Origin of the sequence: Klebsiella sp. BDA134-6, from assembly GCF_015601345.1 — a bacterium.
Classification (GTDB): Bacteria; Pseudomonadota; Gammaproteobacteria; order Enterobacterales; family Enterobacteriaceae; genus Klebsiella; species Klebsiella grimontii.
On sequence record NZ_CP064784.1, the window covers coordinates 3,250,010 to 3,267,297 of the forward strand.

14 protein-coding genes are annotated in these 17,288 nt (G+C 59.1%); 5 read left to right on the plus strand and 9 right to left on the minus strand.

Features of this window, described 5'->3' with window-relative positions:
- Positions 1–60: 60 nt before the first annotated feature.
- The gene (locus IYV58_RS14995; protein WP_195729702.1) at positions 61–2,838 is read right to left on the minus strand and encodes a flavocytochrome c; all 2,778 of its coding nucleotides are present in this window, start codon (positions 2,836–2,838) and stop codon (positions 61–63) included.
- 627 nt (positions 2,839–3,465) lie between these two features.
- Between IYV58_RS14995 and IYV58_RS15000 the strand changes: the two genes are divergently transcribed.
- Together IYV58_RS15000 and fumA are read left to right on the plus strand one after the other, a co-directional pair.
- Positions 3,466–4,971 carry an anion permease gene (locus IYV58_RS15000; RefSeq protein ID WP_004119654.1) on the plus strand — a complete coding sequence of 502 codons (1,506 nt, stop codon included), beginning with the start codon at positions 3,466–3,468 and terminating at the stop codon, positions 4,969–4,971.
- 54 nt (positions 4,972–5,025) lie between these two features.
- Positions 5,026–6,681, plus strand: coding sequence for a class I fumarate hydratase FumA (fumA, locus tag IYV58_RS15005; protein WP_004119653.1), 1,656 nt, complete (start codon positions 5,026–5,028; stop codon positions 6,679–6,681).
- Between the two features lie 83 nt (positions 6,682–6,764).
- Here fumA and pcaC read toward each other — a convergent pair whose 3' ends face one another.
- From pcaC to IYV58_RS15035, 6 genes are read right to left on the minus strand one after another with little or no spacing between them, the layout of a single operon-like run.
- Entirely contained in the window at positions 6,765–7,148 is a 384-nt protein-coding gene (gene pcaC / locus IYV58_RS15010) for a 4-carboxymuconolactone decarboxylase (protein WP_004119652.1), read from the minus strand.
- A complete protein-coding gene (pcaD, locus tag IYV58_RS15015; protein ID WP_004119651.1) occupies positions 7,138–7,905 on the minus strand; it encodes a 3-oxoadipate enol-lactonase in 768 nt (255 codons plus the stop codon). The genes pcaC and pcaD overlap by 11 nt, the downstream gene beginning before the upstream one ends.
- The gene (locus IYV58_RS15020) at positions 7,895–9,247 is read right to left on the minus strand and encodes a 3-carboxy-cis,cis-muconate cycloisomerase (protein WP_049123315.1); all 1,353 of its coding nucleotides are present in this window, start codon (positions 9,245–9,247) and stop codon (positions 7,895–7,897) included. The genes pcaD and IYV58_RS15020 overlap by 11 nt, the downstream gene beginning before the upstream one ends.
- Positions 9,248–9,256: 9 nt before the next feature.
- Positions 9,257–10,459 (minus strand): 3-oxoadipyl-CoA thiolase, encoded by a 1,203-nt coding sequence (pcaF, locus tag IYV58_RS15025; protein ID WP_049115851.1) that lies wholly within the window; start codon positions 10,457–10,459, stop codon positions 9,257–9,259.
- A gap of 10 nt (positions 10,460–10,469) precedes the next feature.
- Positions 10,470–11,126 carry a 3-oxoacid CoA-transferase subunit B gene (locus IYV58_RS15030; RefSeq protein WP_004119648.1) on the minus strand — a complete coding sequence of 219 codons (657 nt, stop codon included), beginning with the start codon at positions 11,124–11,126 and terminating at the stop codon, positions 10,470–10,472.
- Between the two features lie 10 nt (positions 11,127–11,136).
- Entirely contained in the window at positions 11,137–11,823 is a 687-nt protein-coding gene (locus IYV58_RS15035) for a 3-oxoacid CoA-transferase subunit A (protein ID WP_087828187.1), read from the minus strand.
- A 167-nt stretch (positions 11,824–11,990) separates the two neighbouring features.
- Here IYV58_RS15035 and IYV58_RS15040 point away from each other — a divergent pair, with 167 nt between their 5' ends.
- Complete coding sequence (locus IYV58_RS15040; RefSeq protein WP_112164868.1) at positions 11,991–12,797, plus strand: IclR family transcriptional regulator domain-containing protein; 807 nt, start codon at positions 11,991–11,993, stop codon at positions 12,795–12,797.
- On the opposite strand, the gene smrA is transcribed toward IYV58_RS15040, so the two are convergent.
- On the minus strand, positions 12,794–13,357 hold the full coding sequence (gene smrA, locus IYV58_RS15045) for a DNA endonuclease SmrA (RefSeq protein ID WP_049112153.1): 564 nt from the start codon (positions 13,355–13,357) through the stop codon (positions 12,794–12,796). The two genes, IYV58_RS15040 and smrA, sit on opposite strands and share 4 nt — an antisense overlap.
- Positions 13,358–13,439: 82 nt before the next feature.
- Complete coding sequence (locus tag IYV58_RS15050; protein WP_004119644.1) at positions 13,440–14,348, minus strand: LysR family transcriptional regulator; 909 nt, start codon at positions 14,346–14,348, stop codon at positions 13,440–13,442.
- A 166-nt stretch (positions 14,349–14,514) separates the two neighbouring features.
- Between IYV58_RS15050 and IYV58_RS15055 the strand changes: the two genes are divergently transcribed.
- The gene (locus tag IYV58_RS15055; RefSeq protein ID WP_087828188.1) at positions 14,515–15,825 is read left to right on the plus strand and encodes a M20 family metallo-hydrolase; all 1,311 of its coding nucleotides are present in this window, start codon (positions 14,515–14,517) and stop codon (positions 15,823–15,825) included.
- The gene (locus IYV58_RS15060; protein ID WP_004119635.1) at positions 15,825–17,270 is read left to right on the plus strand and encodes a M20 family metallopeptidase; all 1,446 of its coding nucleotides are present in this window, start codon (positions 15,825–15,827) and stop codon (positions 17,268–17,270) included. Before IYV58_RS15055 ends, IYV58_RS15060 begins: the two co-directional genes overlap by 1 nt.
- Positions 17,271–17,288 lie beyond the last annotated feature (18 nt).

Genomic DNA, 17,288 nt, shown 5'->3' on the forward strand with positions numbered 1-17,288 from the left:
TCCTCAGAGAGATAAGAAGCCGGGCCGTATGTTTGCCAGCCCGGCGGGGGTCGCTAACGCTTAACCTCTGGCGCGTTTCGCGGCCTGATGGCCCGCGAGGGTCCCGAAGATAATGATATCGGCCACCGCGTTACCGCCGATGCGGTTACCACCGTGAATGCCGCCAACCACTTCGCCTGCGGCAAAAGCGCCCGCAATCACCTGATGACCGGCATTCAGCACCGCGGTATCGGTGTTAACGGTCACGCCGCCCATGGTGTGGTGAACCCCCGGCGCGATACGAATCGCATGGTAAGGGCCTTCATTTATCGGCGCGCGCAGCGCGGTGGTACGGCCAAAGTCATCATCATGCTGTTTTTCAACAAAGCCGTTGTAGCGCTCCAGGGTATTGAGAAAAGCATGGTAATCCATCCCCAGTTTCTCCGCCAGCTGGCGCGGCGAGCTGGCGCTGGTGACGAAACCTTTAGCGATGTACTCATCGGCGGCTTTGTTTTTCGCCCGGACGTGCTCGTCGAAGACGATATAAGCGAAGTGCTCCGGCAGCGCGATAATCGCGGCGGAGACTTTATCGCGGGTTTCCATTTCGTTGAAGAAGCGGCTACCCTGCGGGTTCACCAGAATCGCCCCGCCGCCGCGAATCGATTCGGAAATCAGATACGAGGTTTGCTGCTCGACGGTCGGGTGGATCTGGATTTCGCCCATATCCACGGTGCCCGCGCCGATGCGTTCAAGCAGCGCGATACCGCCGCCGGTGGCCCCTTTATGGTTGGTGGTCACAAAACCCGCCAGATCCGGGCGGTATTTCACCACCATGGCGCTGTTGGCGCTGAAGCCGCCGGTGGCCACCACGATGCTCTTCGTCTGTACCATAACCGATTCGTTTTCATCGGTGAGCAGGCGCACGCCGCTGACCTCATCGCCGCTCATCAGGATCTCTTCCACCGACGTATCCAGCAGCACATCGATACCGCGTTTGGTGATATTACGCACCAGGCCGCTGATCAGGTAGCCGCCGACCGCCGACCCGTCGCGCGGACGGTGGGTACGGTCGATGCTCATCCCGCCGGTGGTAGTGATATCGTTAAGCATAATGCCGCGACGCGCCAGCCACTCAATGGCTTCCGGCGCGTTTTCTACGAAGCGGCGCAGCAGCTGCGGGTCGTTTTTATTTTTGCCGCCTTTCAGCGTTTCCTGGTAGAACAACTCTTTGCTGTCCTCGATGCCTTTTACGCGCTGGAAGCGGGTTTCTGCGGCGTTCATTCCGGCAGAGGCTTTGATGGTGTTGCCGCCGATGGTCGGCATTTTTTCAACGATCAGAACGCTCGCGCCTTCATCGTGCGCCTGAATCGCGGCCGCCAGACCGGCTCCGCCGCTGCCGACCACCACCACATCGTAGCTTTTCGGCGCCGCATCGCCCGCGCCCTCTTCGGCGGCCAGCGCTTTACTGGACTTCAGCATTGCTTTGGACACCGCTTTTTTTACCGCTTCGCTCTGGCTGGTTGCGCCGGAAATCGCATCCACGTGCGGGGTGTTAGCGCTGAGAATACGTTCACGGATCTCTTCAAAGCTGGTGGTGAACTCGACGGTCTGCACCGGGCTTGCCGCCAGGGCGATATCGGCGATACGGTCATTTTCCAGGCTGACGTTGATAACCAGCTCGTTGGCGTCGTCCTGAACGGTTTCGACGAACATCCCCGGTTTGAATTTGGCGTCGCCCATGCTCATATCGCGGATCATCGCCTCCACCAGCGAGAAGCGCCATAGCGGTTCCGGGATGTTCAGCGCTTCGCGCTGGGTGCTGTCAATAAACAGCTCCAGCTCTTCGCCGGCGGCAATGCGCGCCGTCCAGTCAGGATACGCGATACAGGCGCGACCGACCGCCATCAGGTCGTAGCCGTGATCCAGCCCCTGCTCGGCATCAGCCGCATTAACCACGCCGCCCACGCCCATCACCGGCACCTGCGCCAGGGTTTCAGAGCGCATGGCGCAGTATTTTTCAATCAACGGGGTGGGATCGCTGGTATCAACGATAGAGGGGCGCAGCGTGGCGCCAACCGAGAAGTGGAGATAGTCCACGCCGCGGGCGGCCAGTTTTTCCAGCAGGTACATGGTGTCAGCAAAACGGATGCCGGGGACTTCCATCTCTTCCGGGGAGAAGCGGTAGCCGATAATAAAGGCGTCGTCGGCGTACTGGCGGGCCATTTTGTGGGTGATGTCGAGCACCGCCAGCGGGAATCTGGCGCGATTATCGCGGCTGCCGCCCCACTCGTCGTCGCGCTGGTTAGAGTTTGGCGAATAAAACTGCTGGATCAGATAGGTGTTCGCGCCGTGAATCTCGACGCCGTCGAAACCGGCCTGAATGGCGCGGCGTACACCTTCGCCAAACTTCGCGATCATGCCCTCGACTTCAGCCCCGCACAGCGCGCGAGGCGTGGCTGCGCCTTCGCGGGGCGCGGCAATCGCACTCGGGGCCACCGGCTGGCGTCCGCCGATAAGCTGCGGGTCGACCATCCGGCCACCGTGGTAGATCTGCAGAATCGCTTTTGAGCCTTCGGCCTTGATCGCCGCGGCGATTTTCGCCAGACCGGCCACTTTCTCGTCATTATCGATACCGATAGCGCCGGGGAACGCCAGACCGTAATCATCGATAAAGCAGCATTCAACGATAATAGCGCCGATGCTGCCGGCGCGAGCGCGGTAGTACTCCACCAGTTCACTGGTCACGGTACCGTCAAAATAACCGGTGCAGGTGGTCATCGGCGCCATTAACAGGCGGTTTTTTAGCTCGGTGCCGTTCGGTAAAGTAAAAGGGTTTAAAATTCGTTGGTTACTGGTCATCATGACGCTCCAGATTTTAAATATTGAAAATTCAGAATTGGGTGACGGAATTATTTTTACTTGTATTTGGTAATCCCTTAAGTCATGCCCATAATATAGCGCTATTTTTAGTTACCAAAGTAATTACGTTAGTTAAAAAACTATTTAATACCAGCAATAACATCACTACCTCCTTTGCATTATTAATTAAAAATATTTTATTCACACAACAGAGATAAATGATAACAAACTGGAAACCATTGTTAACATATGCAACCTTAAAAATAACCAGAAAAAACCTTATTATTCATATAAATAAATTAAAATTGCATTATAAAAACCAATTAAAATTTAACATTCAGCTATATTTCACACAAATTAACACCTCACTAAACAGGGTTATCTGAAATAATAAAAAAGTATCTGACAACCCGCTTTTCTTGATCTCAATCAATTGCAACGGCGCATGAAAGCGCAATATATAAATAACCAAGAATTTTAATTTAGCGCTCAACAAAACGCGTTAAATAACGGTCACCGGAATATCCAAAAACGGCCATTAATAATTAAAGAAACTTTAGAAACTAAAGAAACCGAACGGTTAACCGGTGACAAAACCTTATTTTTAACTACTTGCAGATACTCATTATGAAAGAGAAAAAGACAACCATACCGCCTGCCGGTGCAGCAAAAAATGCTGCTTATAAACGTCTGCTGATGATGGCGATGCCCATTATCGTTGCCGTCTTACTCTTATTCGTTCCGGTGCCCGAAGGGCTCCCCCCTTACGCCTGGCATTACTTTGCCATTTTCGTCGGCGTGATCGTCGGTCTGATCTTCGAACCACTGCCCGGCGCGGTGATTGGTATTACCGGCGTCGTGGTCATCGCCCTGTGCAGCCAGTGGCTACTCTTTAGCCCTGAACAGCTGGCCGCGCCGAACTTTAAGCTTGCCGGCGCCTCCTTTAAATGGGCGGTGAGTGGTTTCGGTAACTCCACCGTGTGGCTTATCTTCGGTGCTTTCATGTTTGCCGCCGGCTACGATAAAACCCAGTTTGGCCGCCGTCTGGCGCTGATTCTGGTGAAATATCTCGGCCGCCGCAGCCTGACGCTGGGCTACGCCATCACCTTCGCCGACCTGCTGCTGGCGCCGTTCACGCCGTCCAATACCGCGCGCAGCGGCGGGACCATCTACCCGATTATCGCTAACCTGCCGCCGCTGTACGGCTCTAAACCTAACGACCCGAGCGCGCGCCGCATCGGCTCCTACCTGATGTGGGTGGCGATCACCGCCGCTTGCATCACCAGTTCGATGTTTCTCTCCGCGCTCGCGCCGAACCTGCTGGCGCTGGCGCTGGTGAAAAGCATCGTCGGCATTAATATCTCCTGGGGCACCTGGTTTATCGCCTTCCTGCCGCTGGGTATCCTGTTGATTCTGACGATGCCGCTGCTGGCCTACTGGTTCTACCCGCCGGAAGTGAAAATCAACGATGAAGTGCCGCTGTGGGCCGCCCGCGAGCTGGAAAAACTGGGCCGCCTGTCGCGCAATGAAATCCTGCTGCTGGTCTTCGTCTGCTTCGCGCTGATGATGTGGATCTTCGCCGCCGAATGGATTGAACCAGCGCTGGCCGCCCTGTTGGTTATCGTCCTGATGCTGTGGACCGGCGTGCTCTCGTGGAATGATATCACCAGCAACAAAGCGGCATGGAACACCTTTGCCTGGTTCGCCACCCTGGTTGCGCTGGCCGACGGCCTCTCCTCTACCGGTTTTATCGCCTGGCTGGGTAAAGAGGGCGGCGCGCTGATGAGCGGCATTTCCCCGGGCGTCGCGACCGTCGTCCTGCTGCTGGCGTTCTACCTGCTGCACTATCTGTTTGCCAGCACCACCGCGCACACCACCGCGCTGCTGCCGGCGATGCTGACTATCGCCTCCACCATTCCGGGGATGAATATGCAGGTGTTCGTGCTGCTGATGGTGACCTCCCTCGGCGTGATGGGGATCATCACCCCGTACGGTACCGGCCCCAGCCCAATTTACTACGGCAGCGGCTATCTGCCGACCAAAGACTACTGGCGTCTCGGCACCATTTTCGGCGCCATCTTCCTGGCCGCCCTGCTGCTGATTGGCTATCCGTGGATGTCCATGATGTTCTGATTCATAACCGTCGGGCGTTAAACCCCGGCGGTTTTACTCTTAGGGAGCAAAACAATGTCGACTAAACCGTTTGTCTATCAGGAAGCGTTTCCGCTAGCAAAAGATAAGACTGAATACTATCTGCTGAGCAAAGAGCATGTCTCCGTGGCCGAATTCGAAGGCCAGGAGATCCTCAAAGTAGCCCCTCAGGCCCTCACCCTTCTGGCTCAACAGGCTTTCCACGATGCGGCGTTTATGCTGCGCGTGTCCCACCAAAAACAGGTCGCGCAGATCCTTCTCGACCCTGAAGCCAGCGATAACGATAAGTACGTGGCGCTGCAGTTCCTGCGTAACTCTGAAATCGCCGCCAAAGGCGTGCTGCCGACCTGCCAGGATACCGGCACGGCGATTATTATGGGTAAGAAAGGCCAGCGCGTGTGGACCGGCGGCGGCGACGAAGCGGCCCTCGCCCGCGGCGTCTATAACACCTATACCGAGGATAACCTGCGCTATTCGCAGAACGCTGCGCTGGATATGTACAAAGAGGTTAATACCGGGACTAACCTCCCCGCGCAGATCGACCTCTACAGCGTCGACGGCGATGAATATAAATTCCTCTGTATGGCCAAGGGCGGCGGCTCGGCTAACAAAACCTATCTATATCAGGAAACCAAAGCGTTAATCACTCCGGCGAAGCTGAAAGACTATCTCGTTGAAAAAATGCGTACCCTCGGCACCGCCGCCTGCCCGCCGTACCATATTGCCTTTGTGATTGGCGGTACCTCGGCAGAAGCGACGTTAAAAACGGTTAAGCTGGCCTCTACCCACTACTACGACGAACTACCGACCGAAGGCAACGAGCACGGTCAGGCCTTCCGCGATATTCAGCTGGAGCAGGCGCTGCAGCTTGAGGCGCAAAACCTCGGTCTCGGGGCGCAGTTCGGCGGCAAATACTTCGCGCACGATATTCGCGTCATCCGCCTGCCGCGCCACGGCGCGTCGTGCCCGGTGGGCATGGGCGTCTCCTGCTCGGCGGATCGCAATATCAAAGCCAAAATCAACCGCCACGGTATCTGGATTGAGAAACTGGAGAGCAACCCAGGTCAGTATATTCCCGAACATTTGCGCCAGCAGGGTGAAGGCAAGGTCGTCAGCATCGATCTTAATCAGCCGATGAGCGAGATTCTGACCCAGCTTTCCGCCCACCCGGTCTCGACGCGTCTGACGCTCAACGGCACCATTATTGTGGCCCGCGATATCGCCCACGCGAAGCTGAAAGAGCTTATCGATAACGGTGAAGAACTGCCGCAGTACGTCAAAGATCACCCGATCTACTACGCGGGTCCGGCGAAAACCCCGGAAGGCTATGCGTCCGGCTCCCTTGGCCCCACCACCGCTGGCCGCATGGACTCTTACGTCGATTTGCTGCAATCCCACGGCGCAAGCATGGTGATGCTGGCCAAAGGCAACCGCAGCCAGCAGGTCACCGACGCCTGCCATAAGCACGGCGGTTTTTACCTCGGCAGCATCGGCGGCCCGGCAGCGGTGCTGGCGCAGCAGAGTATCAAGAGCCTGGAGTGTGTGGCCTATCCTGAACTGGGGATGGAAGCTATCTGGAAAATCGAAGTGGAAAACTTCCCGGCGTTTATTCTGGTGGATGACAAAGGCAATGACTTCTTCCAGCAGATCCAGAATAAACAGTGCGCAGGCTGTTCGCAGCAAAGAGGATGATATTACCCGCCACCAGGGGCGGGTAACTGTCGCAGGCCGTCGCATGACGGCCTGCGAGGAGCGACAAACCTGCCGGGTGGCGTCTAAACGGCATCCATCTCGTCAAATACCTGCTGTGCCAGATGCATCGTGGCGTTGGCGGCGGGCAGGCCGCAGTAGAGCGCGGAGTGCATAATCAGCTCTTTCAGCTCATCGCGAGTAACCCCGTTGTTAAACGCCGCCCGCAGGTGCATTTTCAGCTCAGCTTCGCGGTTCAGGGCGATCAGCATGGCGATAGTGATCATGCTGCGGGTATGGTGATCGAGCCCCGGCCGGGTCCAGGTCTCTCCCCAGGCGTAGCGGGTAATGAAATCCTGAAATGATTCGTTAAGCGGCGTCAGCTTTTCCAGCGTCTTATCGACATGAGCATCGCCGAGCACCTTGCGCCGTACCTCCATTCCCCGCTGATAACGCTGCTTATCGTCCATGCTTTCCTCCCTGAATAAAACCCAGCAGCGCCGAGCTGAACGCTTTCGGCGCTTCGATATTCGATAAATGCGATGCCGCCAGCACGACCACTTCGGAGACCGGGATCTGCTGATGCAGGAAGTCGGCATCCGTCACCGTTGTGACAGGGTCACTTTCTCCGGCGACGATCAGCACCGGAATCGGGATCTGTACGACTTCTGCGCGCAGATCGGCGGCAGCCAGCGCTTCGCAGCAGGCCGCATAGCCTTCAGCATCAATATGGGTCAACTGGTGACAGAGCGCTTCCACCACTTCCGGCGTCTTCTGGCGAAAGGCGTGGCTAAACCAGCGATCCGCGGCGCCCGCGGCGACCACTTCCATCCCTTCCTGACGCACCGCGCGGGCGCGTGACAGCCAGCCCGCCTGATCGCCAATCCGCGCCGCGGTGTTGGCGACGACCAGGCCGTGAAAGCGTTCCGGCGCAAAGCGCCCCAGCCACAGGCCGGTCAGCCCGCCCATAGAAATCCCGCAGAACCAGGCTTTAGCGATATTAAGATGATCGAGCAGCGCAATCACATCTTCGCCGAGCTGCGCCAGCGTCACTTTACCGTTTTTACGGGTGGCGCCATGGCCGTGGGTATCGTAGCGCAGGACGCGAAAATGCTGCGTTAACGCCTCAAGCTGCGGCTGCCACATCGCCCGGGTGGTGCCCAGCGAGTTAGAGAGAACGATGACCGGCGCGTCTTGCGGCCCGTCTATCTGATAATCAACATTCATGACGTTGCTCCTTATAGCGCGCCACAACCTGGCGCACGAAGAGTGCTGAGCTGCCGGTCGCCGTGGTCGGATCCAGCAGTTGGGTTAAACGGCTGGCGGAGAGATGCTCGCTGACCAGCGGATCGGTTTCTAGCACGCTCAACAGCGAACGTGACGCATCCAGCGCCTGGCGACACAGCGCCTCAACCCGATGATGAGCCTCGGCTTTGCCGACAAACTCCGCCAGTGCCAGGGTGACGGCTTCGGCCATAATCAGGCCATGGGTGATATCGAGGTCGGCGCGCATCTTAGACGGGAAGACCTGCATATCGCGCACCAGCGCTTCGCTCTGCGCCAGCGCGCCGCCGACGAGAGTTATCAGCTCCGGCAGCGTTTCCCATTCGGCCTGCCAGCCGCCCAGCGCCCGCTCGTGCTGCTGAATCTGCCCGGCATAGAGCGTTGCCACCAGTCCTGGCGTACGCTGAGCGGCGGTCAAAATAGCGGCGCAGGAGATGGGATTGCGTTTATGCGGCATGGTGGATGAGCCGCCGCGCCCTTCAGCGACCGGCTCCGCCACTTCCGCCACTTCGGTTTGCATCAGCAGCGAAAAATCATTGGCGAATTTACCCAGCGTGCCGCAGACGCCCGCGTACCACGCCCCCACCTCCAGCAGCCGGTCGCGCTGGCTATGCCAGGGCGTGTCCGGCAGCTGCAGGTCGAGGGTTTTCGCCAGCGCGACGGCGACCTGCGGCGCATGGGTTTTAAGGGAGTCCAGGGTGCCCGCCGCGCCGCCAAACTGCAGCGCCAGCACCCGTGAACGCATTTCCCGCAAGCGCGTCTGCCAGCGCAGCAGCGCATCCAGCGTCCCAGCGAGCTTAAGGCCAAAGGTCACCGGTAGCGCGTGCTGCATCCAGGTCCGGCCCGGCATCACCGTATCCTGATATCGCTGTGCCTGGCTGGCCAACGCATCGAGCAGTTGCTGCAGCAGGGACTCCGTTTCCGCCAGCGCGCCGCGCAGCTGCAGGATAAAGCCGGTGTCAATAGCATCCTGGCTGGTCGCCCCCCAGTGCACGTAGCGCCCCGCAGCTTCATCCCGTTGTTTAACCCGCGCGGTCAGCTGTTTGACCAGCGGGATCGCCAGATTTCCGGCGCTGGCGGCGGCCTGCCCCAGCGCGGCAAAGTCGATGTTTTCGTGCCGGCAACTCTCGATAATGGTATTAAGCGCCGCCTGCGGCACAAGGCCGCATTCGACCTGGGCGCGCGCCAGCGCGGCTTCAAAATCCAGCATCCCCTGCACCCGCTGCGCATCGCTGAACCAGGCGGTCAGCGGACTGGTGCGCATCATCGGGGTCAACAAACTCATTATGGCTCCTTAAACGCGTTCAATAATCAGCGCGATCCCCTGACCGACGCCGATACACATGGTGCACAGCGCATAGCGCCCGCCGGTACGGCGCAGCTGATACGCCGCGGTCATTGCCAGACGACCGCCGGAAGCCCCCAGCGGGTGCCCGAGGGCAATCGCGCCGCCGTTAGGGTTGACGTGCGCCGCATCGTCGGGCAGGCCCAGATCGCGGGTGACCGCCAGCGCCTGAGCGGCAAAAGCCTCATTCAGTTCAATGACGTCCATCTGCCCAAGCGTCAGGCCGGTTTGCGCCAGCACCTTACGTACCGCCGGCGCCGGGCCAAATCCCATAATACGCGGCGCCACTCCTGCCGTCGCCACGCCCACCACACGGGCCAGCGGGCGTAAATCATTGGCGGCCAGCGCCTGCTCGCTGGCGAGCAGCAGCGCGCAGGCGCCGTCGTTAACGCCGGAGGCGTTACCCGCCGTCACCGTACCGTCGGGACGAACCACGCCGCGAAGCCTGGCCAGCGCCTCCGCCGTGGTGCTGCGCGGGTGCTCATCGCGGCTAAAGAGCAGCGGTTCGCCCTTGCGCTGCGGCACCGAGACGGCGATCAGCTCGTCGGCAAAACGCCCCGCCTCCTGCGCCGCCGCCGTACGTAGCTGGCTACGCAGCGCAAACGCATCCTGATCTGCCCGCGAAACGGCGAAATCGTCCGCCACGTTTTCCGCCGTTTCCGGCATCGAATCCACGCCGTACAGCGCTTTCATTTGCGGGTTAATGAAGCGCCAGCCGATGGTGGTATCTTCCATCCGCATCGTGCGGCTATAGGCGCTTTCGGCCTTGCCCATCACAAACGGCGCCCGCGACATGCTTTCTACGCCGCCGGCAATCATCAGCTGAGTTTCGCCGCTTTTAATCGCGCGCGCTGCGATGCCGATCGCATCAAGGCTCGAACCGCACAGGCGGTTAACGGTACTGCCCGGTACGCTTTCCGGCAGCCCGGCCAGCAGCAGCGCCATGCGCGCGACGTTGCGGTTATCTTCTCCCGCCTGGTTGGCGCAGCCGTAAATCACATCATCAATACGCGCCGGATCGAGACCCGGGTTGCGTTCCAGCAGCGCCTTCAGCGGCAGCGCCGCCAGATCGTCGGCGCGCAGGGTGGCCAGAGTACCGCCAAAGCGGCCGAACGGCGTCCGCACCGCATCACAGATAAATGCCTGATTCATCATAGGTTCCTTACGCGCTTTCCGCCAGTTGTGCAAAAGTCAGCGCCACCGGAGTGATACGCTGCAGTTCCTCAAAAGAGAGGCCGTTGAAGATTTCCCGCACCACCGGACCGCTTTCGCTGATATCGATAACCGCCAGGTCGGTGTAAATCCGGCTGACGCAGCCGACGCCGGTCAGCGGGTAGGTACAGTGCTCGACCAGCTTGCATTCACCGTCGCGGGTCAGGTGATCCATCATCACGAAGACCTGACGAGCGCCAATGGCCAGATCCATCGCCCCGCCGACGGCCGGAATCGCGTCGGGCGCGCCCGTGCTCCAGTTCGCCAGATCGCCGCTGGCGGAAACCTGATAGGCGCCGAGCACGCAGATATCGAGATGGCCGCCGCGCATCATGGCGAAGGAGTCGCCGTGGTGGAAATAGCAGCCGCCCTGCAGCAGAGTCACATACTCTTTTCCGGCGTTAATCAGCTCCGGGTCCTCTTCGCCAGGCCGCGGCTTTGGCCCCATTCCCAGCAGGCCGTTTTCGCTGTGCAGGAAGATTTCTTTATCGGCAGGAAGGTAGTTGGCGATACGGGTGGGTAAGCCGATCCCCAGGTTGACGTAAGCGCCTTCGGGAATATCGCGGGCTACGCGCTGGGCCATTTCATCGCGAGTCAGTTTTTGCATTACGGGTTCCTCAGGCGCTTTTAGCGGCAGTCAGGTTTTCCAGGGAGTAGACGCGCTGAACAAAAATTCCCGGGGTAATGATGCTTTCCGGGTCGAGCTCGCCGAGGGGCACCAGCTGCGAAACTTCCACAATGGTGGTTTTGGCGGCGGTCGCCATAATCGGACCGAAATTGCGCGCCGCTTTGCGATACACCAGGTTTCCCCAGCGGTCGCCCTGGTGGGCTTTGATCAACGCGAAGTCAGCCTTGATGGGATATTCGAGAACGTAATGACGACCATCAATCTCGCGGGTCTCTTTCCCCTCCGCCAGCGGCGTGCCGTAGCCGGTGGGGGTAAATACCGCGCCGAGGCCCGCACCTGCCGCCTGGATACGCGCGGCGAGGTTGCCCTGCGGGACCAGCTCCAGCTCAACTTTGCCGCGACGATAAAGATCGTCGAAAATCTGCGAGTCGACCTGACGCGGGAACGAGCAGATCATTTTGCGCACCCGACCGGCCTTCAGCAGCGCCGCCAGGCCGACTTCGCCGTTGCCCGCATTGTTGTTGATAATGGTTAAATCGCGGGCCCCCTGTTCTATCAGAGCATCTATCAGGTACGTCGGCTGCCCGGCGGGGCCAAAACCGCCAATCATTATGGTCGCTCCGTCGTGGATCCCAGCGATGGCATCACGTAGCGTCGACACGCTTTTATCAATCATCAGGTCGCTCCTGTATGTGCGGTAATCGCACCTTTATTCGTTGTTCGCACAAAATGTGACCCGCTTAACGATGTTGGTCAAGGGCGATAATCGAAATATGGTGCGATAATCGAACATCGTGTATGTTTAGCGAAAGAATGTGATCGGCGGCAAATATGGAGAAGAGAATGGATAAACATCCAGACGATTTACTAACGGGCGATAGCGACCCGTTTAAGGGCGATCCGAACTTTATGGCTTCGCTGGCGCGCGGGCTGGAGGTGATCCAGGCGTTTACGCCGCAGCGCCCGCTGCTCTCTATTTCGCAAATCAGCCAGAAGACCGGCATTCCGCGCGCGGCGGTGCGTCGCTGCCTGTATACGCTGAGCAAACTGGGCTTTGTGTACGCCGAAGATGGTAAAAATTTCCAGCTGCGGCCTAAAATTCTGGCGCTGGGCCACGCCTGGCTGGCCTCCACGCCGCTGGCGCGCTCGGCGCAGCCGGTGCTGAAGCATTTAAGCGAAATGCTCAATGAGTCTTGCTCAATCGCCACTCTCGACGGCGACGATATTCTTTATATCGCTCGCGCATCCAGCTCGCGCATTATGACCATCGATCTCGATATCGGTAGCCGTCTGCCCGCCTGGGCGACCTCGATGGGGCGCGTACTACTGAGCTTTCAGCCGGAGGAGAAGCTGAACGATATGCTGGGCCGGGTCACCATGATTCGCTATACCCCGCAAACCGTCGATTCCGTCGCCAAGCTGCGCGCCGAGCTTAAACGCGTCCATCAGCAGGGGTACGCGCTTAACGATCAGGAGCTGGAGATGGGGCTGCGCTCGCTGGCGGTGCCGCTGTTTAACCCCCAGGGGCAGATTCAGGCGGCGCTTAACGTCGGCGTGCACGCCGGGCAGGTTTCCGCGCAAGAGATGCTTACGCGGGTGTTACCCGAGCTACAAAAAGCAGCCCGGGAACTGACGCTGCTGATGCGCTAGCGGCTATGTTTAGCGTGGCGCTCCCAGTTTTCCTGCTTAGCCTCCGTCGATTTACGCAACGCCACGTAGCAGGCGCCGCTGCCTCCGTGGTGCGGTAACGCCGCGCAGAACGCCTGGACTTCCGGGAGCTCCACCAGCCAGCGCGCCAGGTAGCTGCGAATAATATTGGCGTGGGCGTTATCGTCGCGCCCTTTGCCGTGAACGATCAGCACATTTCGCAGCCCTTCCTTCTGCGCCTGAACCACAAAGGCAAACAGCATTTGTCGGCATTTTTCGACCGGCTGGCGCAGCAGATTGAGGCTTGCCTGCTGGCCGTACTTGCCGCGGCGGAGCTTCTCCAGCACGCCGCTTTGCAGGCCTTCGCGCTTGAATTCCAGGGCGGTTGCCAGCGGCACGATATCGAGATAACCGGTGGTCAGGAAATTATCAAGCTGCAGGGTGTCAACCCGCTGCACGGGGCGGGTCTTACGCTCGGGATGCCAGTGAACATCGTTATGACGTTTCAGAGGCTGAACGTCCTCCATGGCGCCAAGAAATAGGGATTTGTCGTCAAGGTTCATGCGCGTTCCTCCAGCTACTACCGGGTTGTTACTATAGCCGCCTCGCGGCGCCTCCTCAACGCGTTTAACCACCCCTGCTCGATTATGGAAACAGTTGTCGACTCTGACGACGAAACAGCGTGATTAATGATGCGGTTAAGGGCGTCTGCCGCGTATCGCGGCGCTGAATCAGAAAATAGGTGGCTTTAGGTAACGCTTCACGGATGGGGATCATCACCAGCTTATCCGCCATCATCGGGTCGTTGCCAAGTTCGACCGGCAGAATACTGAGAAAATCGCTTTTCACCACCAGGCTAATGCACGAAGAGAAGGTCTCGCAAACAATATCCACCTTTGGCGCCAGCCCGGCCTGGTTAAACATCTCCTGCAGCTGTTTGAAGTAGCTACCGCGCGGCGTCGGCATCGTCCAGTGGCGATCGAGCAACGCCGTCAGTGAAGTGGCTTTTGCCGCCGGGTGACCGGCGCGGGCGAACACCGCGAAGGGTTTCTCAAATAGCTTTTCAAAACTGAATTCATGATCGTACGGGCCGGGATAGTAAGTATTGATGGTGAAATCCAGCTCACCCTGGCGCAGTTCATTAATCATCGCCAGCAGTTGTCCTTCCATAATCCGCACCTTCACCAGCGGATGCTGCTGATGAAAGCGGCAAATAACCGACGGCATCAGCGAACGCGCTACGCTGGCGCCAAGGCCAATATTAATCTGCCCGGCCTGCTCGCCCTGACGTTGCAGCAGTTCATCCTGCGCCACCCGCAGCTCTTCGAGGATCAGGCTCGCATGTTGATAAAAGCTTTCGCCATTTTCGGTCAGCGCCACCCCCTGGCTACGGCGCACAAACAGCTGCGCGGAGAGCCCCTCTTCCAGCTCTTTAATCGCTTTGGTCAACGCCGGCTGCGAAATCGCCAACGCCCGGCTGGCGCCGCGAATACTTCCTTCGCGCGCGACCTCAACGAAGGCGCGAATGTGGTGAAATTTAATCTGAAATGACATGTTGTGTGTGATAACCAGTGTTTATCAGACAGAAGAAAATGACATCTACTGTAATCGATCGTGCTGTGGCAGGTTAAGGATGAGAGTGCATGAAAGTGATAAGCGATAAGTAAAGGCTATCACTTCGTGAACGCCATCACAGTTTTTGCTTATAACGGGAAAGGTTATGCCGCAACTTTATGATTTCATCAACCAGCTGGCGCCAAAAATGGCCGAATGGCGTCGCGATTTTCACCTGCATGCGGAATCCGGCTGGTTGGAGTTCCGCACCGCCAGCAAGGTGGCGGAGATACTTGACGATCTGGGTTATCAGTTGGCGCTGGGTCGCGACGTTATCGATGCCGATAGCCGTATGGGCCTACCTGATGAAGAGACCCTGAGGCAGGCGTTCCAGCGCGCCCGCGCGCAGGGTGCACCGGAACGCTGGCTGCCGGCGTTTGAAGGCGGCTTCGCCGGGGTGGTGGCGACCCTCGACACTGGGAGACCGGGGCCTACGCTGGCGTTTCGCGTCGACATGGATGCGCTCGATCTCAACGAGCTACATGACGATAGTCACCGTCCGCATCGCGATCGTTTTGCCTCCTGCAACGACGGTATGATGCATGCCTGCGGCCACGATGGCCATACCGCGATCGGACTGGGGCTGGCTCACGTGCTCAAGGAGTATGCCGCGCAGCTCAACGGGACGATCAAGCTAATTTTCCAGCCGGCGGAAGAAGGTACCCGCGGCGCGCGCGCTATGGTGGCGGCGGGCGTGCTTGATGACGTGGACTATTTCACCGCCATTCATATCGGTACCGGCGTCCCTTCCGGCACCGTCGTCTGCGGCGGCGATAACTTTATGGCCACCACCAAATTTGATGTGCTGTTCAGCGGTGTCGCCGCCCACGCGGGCGGTAAACCGGAAGATGGCCGTAACGCGTTACTGGCGGCGGCTCAGGCCGCCCTTGCCCTGCACGCCATCGCGCCCCACAGCGCCGGGGCGTCAAGGGTTAACGTCGGGGTCATGCAGGCCGGTACCGGGCGTAACGTGATTCCTTCTTCCGCGCGCTTAAAAGTCGAAACCCGTGGCGAAACCGATGTCATTAACCAGTACGTCTTTGAGCGGGCCAAGCAGGCGATCGCCGGCGCGGCGACAATGTATGAAGCCCGTTACCAGCTGCAGCTGATGGGTGCGGCCACCTCCAGCGCTCCGTCGCCGGCGTGGGTGGACTATCTGCGCCAGCAGACGGCCCAGGTCCCCGGCGTTAAACAGGCCGTCGATCGTATCGCTGCCCCGGCGGGTTCGGAGGATGCCACCCTGATGATGGCCCGGGTCCAGGAGCGCGGCGGTCTCGCCTCATACATGATTTTCGGCACCGAACTGAGCGCCGGCCACCACAATGAAAAATTCGATTTCGACGAAAACGTGATGACCCTGGCAGTCGCAACGTTGGCCCGCGTCGCCCTTTACTTTCCCTGGCAGCGAGGCGTGTGATGGAAAAAGTTTACCGATTTGTCGATGACGTTATTGAGGGACGACGCAACGATTTTTGCGCCATAGCCGATGATATCTGGGATCATCCGGAAACCCGCTTTCAGGAGTTCTGGTCCGCCGCGCGTTTAGCCGATGCGCTGGAAGCGGAAGGTTTTCAATTGACCCGCAATGCGGGTGGGATCCCCAACGCCTTTATCGCCAGCTTTGGCGCAGGCCAGCCGGTGATTGCCCTGCTCGGCGAATTTGACGCTCTGGCGGGGCTCAGCCAACAGGCCCGCTGCGCGGAACCCACATCTATTACGCCGGGAGAAAACGGCCACGGGTGCGGGCATAATCTGCTCGGTACGGCGGCGTTCGCCGCCGCGGTCGCCGCCAGGAACTGGCTACAGCAGCAAGGCAGCACCGGTACCCTACGCTTCTATGGCTGTCCCGGCGAGGAAGGCGGTTCCGGAAAGACCTTTATGGTCCGTGAGGGGTTGTTCGATGACGTTGATGCCGCCCTGACCTGGCACCCGGAAGCCTGGGCTGGGATGTTCAGCACCAGCACCCTTGCCAACATTCAGGCGGCGTGGCGGTTTACCGGCACCGCGGCGCATGCGGCAAACTCACCGCATCTTGGCCGCAGCGCGCTGGATGCCGTGACGCTGATGACCACCGGCAGCAACTTCCTTAACGAACACATTATCGAAAAGGCGCGGGTGCACTACGCCATCACCGATACCGGCGGCGTCTCCCCCAACGTTGTTCAGGCGCAGGCGGAGGTGCTGTATCTCATTCGCGCCCCGGAAATGGCCGACGCCCAGCAAATCTTCGCGCGGATCGAAAAAATTGCTCAGGGCGCCGCGCTGATGACCGAGACCAGCGTCAGTTGCCGCGTCGAAAAAGCCTGTTCCAGCTATCTCCCCAACCGCACGCTGGAAGCGGCGATGTATCAGGCGATATGCCATTACGGCACGCCGCCCTGGTGCGCGGAAGAGCGCGCATTCGCCGCTGAAATTCGCGCCACCTTGAGCGCGAACGATATCAATAACAGCCTGAAAAACATTGCCGACACCGGTGGCGAAGGGGGGAAAGCGTTCGCCCGCCGCCACCGCGAGACGATCCTGATTGACGAAGTTGCGCCCTGGGCGGCAACGGACAACATCCTCGCGGGGTCTACCGACGTCGGCGACGTGAGCTGGAAAGCGCCGGTGGCCCAGTGCTTCAGCCCCTGCTTTGCCGTCGGGACGCCGCTACACTCCTGGCAATTGGTGAGCCAGGGCAGATCCTCCATCGCCCACAAAGGGATGCTGCTGGCGGGGAAAGTGCTGGGCGCGACGGCCATTCGTCTGTTCAGCGACAGGGCGTTATTAACAGCCAGCCAGCAGGAGCTGGAACAAGTCTTAGCCGAAAGGCCCTACCGGTGCCCCATTCCGCAGGAGGTCAAGCCTTCGATTTTAAAATAATCAAAGCCCGTGGATGGC